The sequence below is a fragment of the Bradyrhizobium sp. genome, from assembly GCF_047605465.1.
Taxonomy (GTDB): domain Bacteria; phylum Pseudomonadota; class Alphaproteobacteria; order Rhizobiales; family Xanthobacteraceae; genus Bradyrhizobium.
Genome location: NZ_JASGFS010000117.1, coordinates 1 through 6,694, shown reverse-complemented (window position 1 = coordinate 6,694; position 6,694 = coordinate 1). Strand labels below are relative to the sequence as shown.

The following is a 6,694-nucleotide window of genomic DNA, read 5'->3' as shown; positions in this document are numbered from 1 at the left end:
GGCGGGCTTCGCGGCGCCGACGCCGTCGGTGATCTGGCCGAGCAGCGCGCCGACCGCGACGGTCGCGCCATCGGCGGCGATGATCTCGCTCAGCGTGCCCGCGGAGGGCGCCGGGACCTCGATGGTGACCTTGTCGGTCTCGAGCTCCACCAAGGGCTCGTCGACGGCGACGGGATCGCCGGCCTTCTTGAACCAGCGGCCGATGGTGGCCTCGGTGACGGATTCGCCGAGCGTCGGCACACGAATTTCAGTCATGGTCTTTTCCTTAAGGAGATCGCCAATGCGGTCGTGAATTCATACGTCATTGCCCGCGAAGGCGGGCAATCCAGTACACCGTGACCTTCGTGATCAGAACGAACGCCGCGGAGTACCGGATGCCCCGCCCAGTGCGCGAGTACGCACCAGGCGGGGCATCACAGCATCTCGAAAACTTCTCAGCTCAGTGCTTCGTCCAGGAACGCCTTCAACTGCGCCTGATGCTTGGACATCAGGCCCGTGGCAGTCGCGGCGGAAGCGGCGCGGCCGACATAACGCGGACGCCGGCTCGCACCGTTCACCTGGTTCAGCACCCATTCCAGATAGGGCTCGATGAAGTGCCACGCACCCATGTTGCGCGGCTCTTCCTGACACCACACCACTTCGGCCTTCTTGAAGCGCGACAGCTCGGCCACCAGCGCCTTCAGCGGCACCGGATAGAGCTGCTCGACGCGCATCAGGTAGATGTCATCGATGCCGCGCTTCTCGCGCTCCTCGTAGAGGTCGTAATAGACCTTGCCCGAGCACAGCACGATGCGGCGGATCTTCTCGTCCGGGACGAGCTTGACCGCCTCGTTCGGCAGCATCTGGGCGTCATCATAGAGGATGCGGTGGAAGGTCGTTCCCTTCGCGAGCTCCTCGAGCCGCGACACCGCGCGCTTGTGGCGCAGCAGCGACTTCGGCGTCATCAGGATCAGGGGCTTGCGGATCTCGCGATGCAGCTGCCGGCGCAGAACGTGGAAGTAGTTCGCCGGCGTGGTCGGGTAGACCACCTGCATGTTGTCTTCGGCGCACATCTGCAGATAACGCTCCAGACGCGCCGAGGAGTGCTCCGGTCCCTGGCCCTCATAGCCGTGCGGCAGCAGGCAGACGAGGCCGGACATGCGCAGCCACTTGCGCTCGCCGGACGAGATGAACTGGTCGAACACGACCTGCGCGCCGTTGGCGAAGTCGCCGAACTGGGCTTCCCACAGCGTCAGCGTGTTCGGCTCCGCGAGCGAATAGCCGTATTCGAAGCCGAGCACGGCTTCTTCCGACAGCAGCGAGTTGATGACCTCGTAATGGCCCTGCTCGCTGCCGAGATGGTTGAACGGCGTGTAGCGGCTCTCGTCCTCCTGGTCGATCAGGACCGAATGGCGCTGCGAGAACGTGCCGCGCTCCGAATCCTGTCCGGACAGGCGGACGTGATGGTTTTCCTGCAGCAGCGTGCAGAACGCCAGCGCCTCGCCGGTGGCCCAGTCGATCCCGACGCCGTTGTCGATCGCCTTCGAACGGTTCTCGAGGAAGCGCTGGATGGTGCGGTGGACGCGGAAGCCGTCCGGCACCTTGGTGATCTTGCGGCCGATGTCCTTGAGGATCGGAAGATCGACGCCGGTGACACCGCGGCGCGCGTCCTCCTCCTGGTCGGCGATCTTGAAGCCCGCCCACTTGCCGTCGAGCCAGTCGGCCTTGTTCGGCTTGTAGGAGGTGCCGGCCTCGAACTCGGCGTCGAGACGCGCGCGCCAGTCGGCCTTGGCCTTGTCGACCTCGCCCTCGGTCATCACGCCTTCGCTGATGAGGCGGCGGGCGTAGAGCTCGAGCGTGGACGGATGGGCAGCGATCTTCTTGTACATCACCGGCTGGGTGAAAGCCGGCTCGTCGCCCTCGTTATGGCCATGCCTGCGGTAGCAGAACATGTCGATGACGACGGGCTTGTGGAATTTCTGGCGGAATTCGGTCGCGACCTTGGCCGCGAACACGACGGCTTCCGGATCGTCGCCGTTCACATGGAAGATCGGCGCATCGATCATCTTCGCCACATCCGACGGATAGGGCGAGGAGCGCGAGTAGCGCGGATAGGTGGTGAAGCCGATCTGGTTGTTGACGATGAAGTGCACGGAGCCGCCGGTGCGGTAGCCCTTCAGGTCGGACAGGCCGAAGCACTCCGCGACCACGCCCTGGCCGGCGAACGCGGCGTCGCCGTGCATCAGCAGCGGCATCACCGAGATGCGCATGTCCGGCGGATCGCCGTGCTGGTCCTGCTTGGCGCGGACCTTGCCGAGCACCACGGGATCGACGATCTCGAGATGCGAGGGGTTGGCGGTCAGCGACAGATGGATGCGGTTGCCGTCGAACTCGCGGTCCGAGGACGCGCCGAGGTGGTACTTGACGTCGCCGGAGCCTTCGACCGCGTCGGGATTGGCCGAACCGCCCTTGAATTCGTGGAACAGCGCGCGGTGGGCCTTGCCCATCACCTGCGTCAGCACGTTGAGGCGGCCGCGATGCGGCATGCCCAGCACGATCTCCTTCACGCCGAGATTGCCGCCGCGCTTGATGATCTGTTCGAGCGCGGGGATCAGCGATTCGCCGCCGTCCAGACCGAAGCGCTTGGTGCCGGTGAACTTGGTGTCGCAGAACTTCTCGAAGCCCTCGGCCTCGACCAGCTTCATCAGGATCGCGCGACGGCCTTCGCGGGTGAAGGAAATCTCCTTGTCCGGTCCCTCGATGCGCTCCTGGATCCACGCCTTCTGCGCGGCATTGCTGATATGCATGAATTCGACGCCGAGCGTCTGGCAGTAGGTACGCTCGCAGATCGCGGTGATCTCGCGCAGCGTGCCGTATTCGAGGCCGAGCACGTGATCGAGGAAGATCTTGCGGTCGAAATCGGCTTCCGTGAAGCCGTAGGTGCGCGGATCGAGCTCTTCGCGATTGCGCGGGGCTTCGATTCCGAGCGGGTCGAGCTTGGCGTGGAAGTGACCGCGCATGCGATAGGAGCGGATCAGCATCAGCGCACGGACGGAGTCGCGCGTCGCCTGCAGCACATCGGCGGAGGTGATGTCGCCGCCCTTGGCCTGCGCCTTGGCGGCGATCTTGGCACCGACCGCCTTCTCGACCTCGGCCCAGTTACCGTCGAGCGCGGAGGTCAGGTCATCCTGCGGCGTCAGCGGCCAGTTGGCGCGCTCCCAGGAGGGGCCCTCGGCGTTCCGGCGGACGTCGTCGGGCTGGTCCTTCAGGCTCTTGAAGAACTCCTGCCACTCGGCGTCGACCGAGGACGGGTCCTTCTCGTAGCGGGCGTAGATTTCGTCGATGTAGGTGGCGTTGGTGCCCTGCAAAAATGATGAGAGGGCAAAGGCTGCGTTCGCGTCCTGGCGAGACATACTTGAGTTCCTGGCGATTTCGGTTCGCGCATAACAAACGGCGCTGGCGCCAAGCCCCCGGCAGTGGCTCGGCGCGACAGGCACCATTTACCCCATTTGCTGCGAAACTTCGCCCGGAAAAGCACGAAGGAGTGAATTAGCCCTTCAACTTTTCGGCAAGCGTATGGCCGAGCCGCGCGGGCGACGGGGAGACGGTGATTCCCGCGGATTTCATCGCATCGGTCTTGGAACCGGCGTCACCCTTGCCGCCCGAGATGATCGCACCGGCATGGCCCATGCGGCGGCCGGGAGGGGCGGTCACGCCGGCGATGAAACCGACCATCGGCTTCTTGCGCCCGCGCTTGGCCTCGTCCTTCAGGAACTGGGCGGCGTCCTCCTCGGCGGAACCGCCGATCTCGCCGATCATGATGATCGATTCGGTCTTGGGATCGCCGAGCAGCATCTCCAGCACGTCGATGAACTCGGTGCCCTTGACGGGGTCGCCGCCGATGCCGACCGCCGTGGTCTGGCCGAGACCTTCCTGCGAGGTCTGGAACACGGCTTCATAGGTCAGCGTGCCCGACCGGGAGACGATGCCGACGCTGCCGGTCCGGAAGATGTTGGCCGGCATGATGCCGATCTTGCACTCGCCGGCGGTCATGACGCCCGGGCAGTTCGGCCCGATCAGGCGCGACTTGGAGCCGGCCAGCGACCGCTTCACCCGCACCATGTCGATGACCGGAATGCCCTCGGTGATGCAGACGATCAGCGGGATCTCGGCGTCGATGGCTTCGCAGATCGCATCCGCCGCGCCCGGCGGCGGCACGTAAATCACCGACGCGTCCGCGCCGGTCTTCTCCCGTGCCTCGCGCACCGTGTCGAACACCGGCAGGCCCAGATGGGTCGAGCCGCCTTTGCCCGGCGAGGTGCCGCCGACCATCTTGGTGCCATAGGCAATCGCGGCCTCCGAGTGGAAGGTGCCGTTCTTGCCGGTGAAGCCCTGGCAGATGACCTTGGTGTTCTTGTCGATCAGGATGGACATGAGGTCTGCTTTCGCGAACTAGCTAGTGAGAGTTCAGTGGATGCGGCGGTAGACGCCGGTGAGCACGTCGGCCCAGCCTTCTGCGTCCGGCGAGAACTGGATCTTCAACGAATAGGAGTTGTCGTCGATGATCTCGTAGACGTGGCGCGCATTGCCGCGGAGCGAGCCGCGCACCAGCGTCAGGGTCTTGCCGACCCACCCGCCGGAAGCGGGCGAGGGCGGCGTGTAGCCGAGCGAATCGTACCAGAACAGTTTGTAGGTCCGGTCGTCGCGGTCGTAGGTGAAGATGCCGTGGGTGGCGAAGGCCTGCTTGCCGCCGCGCAGCTGGACGCTGTCCTGGATCAGGTAGAAGCCGTTGAGATCCATACGCGCGACGGTACGCGAGGTCGCCGGGCCGCCTTCGGTCCAGCGCGACGCGTAGACCATCTCCTCGCCATTCCATTCACCGGCGAACGCCGACAGGCGTGCGTGCTCCGGCAGCGGAGATGATGCGGCGAGATGGTCCTGGGTCATGGCCTCAGCCTCCCTTGACGGCCTTCACGATCTTCTGCGCGGCGTCGTCGAGATTGTCGGCCGGCACCACGTTCAGGCCGGATTCACGGATGATCTTCTTGCCCAGCTCGACATTGGTGCCTTCGAGGCGAACCACCAGCGGCACGCTGAGGCCGACCTCGCGCACGGCGGCGGTGACGCCCTCGGCGATCACGTCGCACTTCATGATACCACCGAAAATGTTGACGAGGATGCCCTTCACGTTGGGATCCGCGGTGATGATCTTGAACGCGGCCGCGACCTTCTCCTTGCTGGCGCTGCCGCCGACGTCGAGGAAGTTCGCCGGCGCCATGCCGTAGAGCTTGATGATGTCCATCGTCGCCATGGCGAGACCGGCGCCGTTGACCATGCAGCCGATATTGCCGTCGAGCGTGACGTAGTTGAGGTCGTATTTCGACGCCTCGATCTCCTTGGCGTCCTCCTCGGTCTCGTCGCGCAGCGCGACCACGTCGGGGTGACGGAACAGGGAGTTGTCGTCGAACGACACCTTGGCGTCGAGCACGCGGAGCTGGCCCTGCTTGGTCACGACCAGCGGGTTGATCTCCAGCATCGACATGTCCTTGGCGACGAAGGCCGCATAGAGCTGCGCGGTCAGCTTCTCGGCCTGCTTGGCGAGATCGCCGGAGAGCTTCAGCGCGTTCGCGACCGTGCGGCCGTGATGGCCCATCACGCCGGTGGCGGGATCGACCGAGAAGGTCACGATCTTCTCGGGCGTGTTGTGCGCGACGTCCTCGATGTTGACGCCGCCCTCGGTCGACACCACGAACGAGACGCGCGACGTCTCGCGGTCGACCAGGATCGAGAGATAGAATTCCTTGTCGATGTCGGAGCCGTCCTCGATGTAGAGGCGGTTGACCTGCTTGCCGGCCGGGCCGGTCTGCACCGTCACCAGCGTCGCGCCCAGCATCTGCTTGGCGAACTCGGAGACTTCGGCGGCCGACTTGGCGATGCGGACACCGCCCTTGTCGCCGGCGGAAGCTTCCTTGAACTTGCCCTTGCCGCGGCCGCCGGCGTGGATCTGGCTCTTCACCACCCAGATCGGGCCCGGGAGGGCCTTGGCGGCAGCCTCGGCGTCGGCCGGCTTCAGGACGGGCACGCCCTTGGAGATCGGTACGCCGAACTCGCCCAGCAGAGCTTTGGCCTGATATTCATGGATATTCATATGGTCGCTCCCTGAACCCGCGGGCGGGGACCGCGAGGGCCCACCTCAATCCACCATCTGGCATACCATATACCAGATCGACTGCAACCGGGATTCTCTGACATCGAGATCTCAGGACTTGCGAGATCACTGGACTTGCCCGGACCCCGCCCGGTCAGGCGGGGGCCGGAAATGAAACCGCCGAAGACCGGGTTTTCGATCTTCGGCGGGGATTGTCGCGCTTAGCGGCCGAGAAGATCGGGGGCGATCTTCTTGCAGGCGTCCACCAGTCCCTGCACCGCGCCGACCGATTTGTCGAAGGCCTCGCGGTCCTTGCCGGCCAGCTCGATCTCGACGACGCGCTCGACGCCCTTGGAGCCGATCACGACGGGCACGCCGACATACATGTCCTTCACGCCGTATTCGCCGTTGAGGTAGGCGGCGCTGGGCAGCACGCGCTTCTTGTCACGCAGATAGCTCTCGGCCATCGCGATCGCGGACGCGGCCGGCGCATAGGAGGCCGAACCGGTCTTGAGCAGGTTGACGATCTCGGCGCCGCCGTTGCGGGTGCGGTCGACGATCTCGTCG

At 65.1% G+C, this 6,694-nt stretch carries 5 protein-coding genes and 1 pseudogene; all 6 read right to left on the bottom strand.

Annotated features, from left to right (window positions below; genetic code table 11):
- On the bottom strand, positions 1-255 hold a 255-nt coding region (locus tag QM712_RS35820), incomplete at its 3' end, for a biotin/lipoyl-containing protein (RefSeq protein ID WP_415027864.1).
- A gap of 179 nt (positions 256-434) precedes the next feature.
- Positions 435-3,392 (bottom strand): 2-oxoglutarate dehydrogenase E1 component, encoded by a 2,958-nt coding sequence (locus QM712_RS35815; RefSeq protein ID WP_415027863.1) that lies wholly within the window; start codon positions 3,390-3,392, stop codon positions 435-437.
- A gap of 136 nt (positions 3,393-3,528) precedes the next feature.
- Positions 3,529-4,413, bottom strand: coding sequence for a succinate--CoA ligase subunit alpha (sucD, locus tag QM712_RS35810; RefSeq protein ID WP_415027862.1), 885 nt, complete (start codon positions 4,411-4,413; stop codon positions 3,529-3,531).
- 33 nt (positions 4,414-4,446) lie between these two features.
- The gene (locus tag QM712_RS35805) at positions 4,447-4,926 is read right to left on the bottom strand and encodes a DUF1579 family protein (RefSeq protein ID WP_415027861.1); all 480 of its coding nucleotides are present in this window, start codon (positions 4,924-4,926) and stop codon (positions 4,447-4,449) included.
- A gap of 4 nt (positions 4,927-4,930) precedes the next feature.
- Positions 4,931-6,127, bottom strand: a complete 1,197-nt coding sequence (gene sucC / locus QM712_RS35800) for an ADP-forming succinate--CoA ligase subunit beta (protein ID WP_415027860.1) — start codon at positions 6,125-6,127, stop codon at positions 4,931-4,933.
- Between the two features lie 221 nt (positions 6,128-6,348).
- A pseudogene (locus tag QM712_RS35795) lies at positions 6,349-6,694 on the bottom strand (malate dehydrogenase); the annotation flags it as partial.

Excerpts from the sequence above, each read along its gene's own strand:
- QM712_RS35815 (WP_415027863.1), bottom strand. The coding sequence starts at position 3,392 with ATGTCTCGCCAGGACGCGAACGCAGCCTTTGCCCTCTCATCATTTTTG.
- QM712_RS35805 (WP_415027861.1), bottom strand. The coding sequence starts at position 4,926 with ATGACCCAGGACCATCTCGCCGCATCATCTCCGCTGCCGGAGCACGCA.
- sucD (WP_415027862.1), bottom strand. The coding sequence starts at position 4,413 with ATGTCCATCCTGATCGACAAGAACACCAAGGTCATCTGCCAGGGCTTC.
- sucC (WP_415027860.1), bottom strand. The coding sequence starts at position 6,127 with ATGAATATCCATGAATATCAGGCCAAAGCTCTGCTGGGCGAGTTCGGC.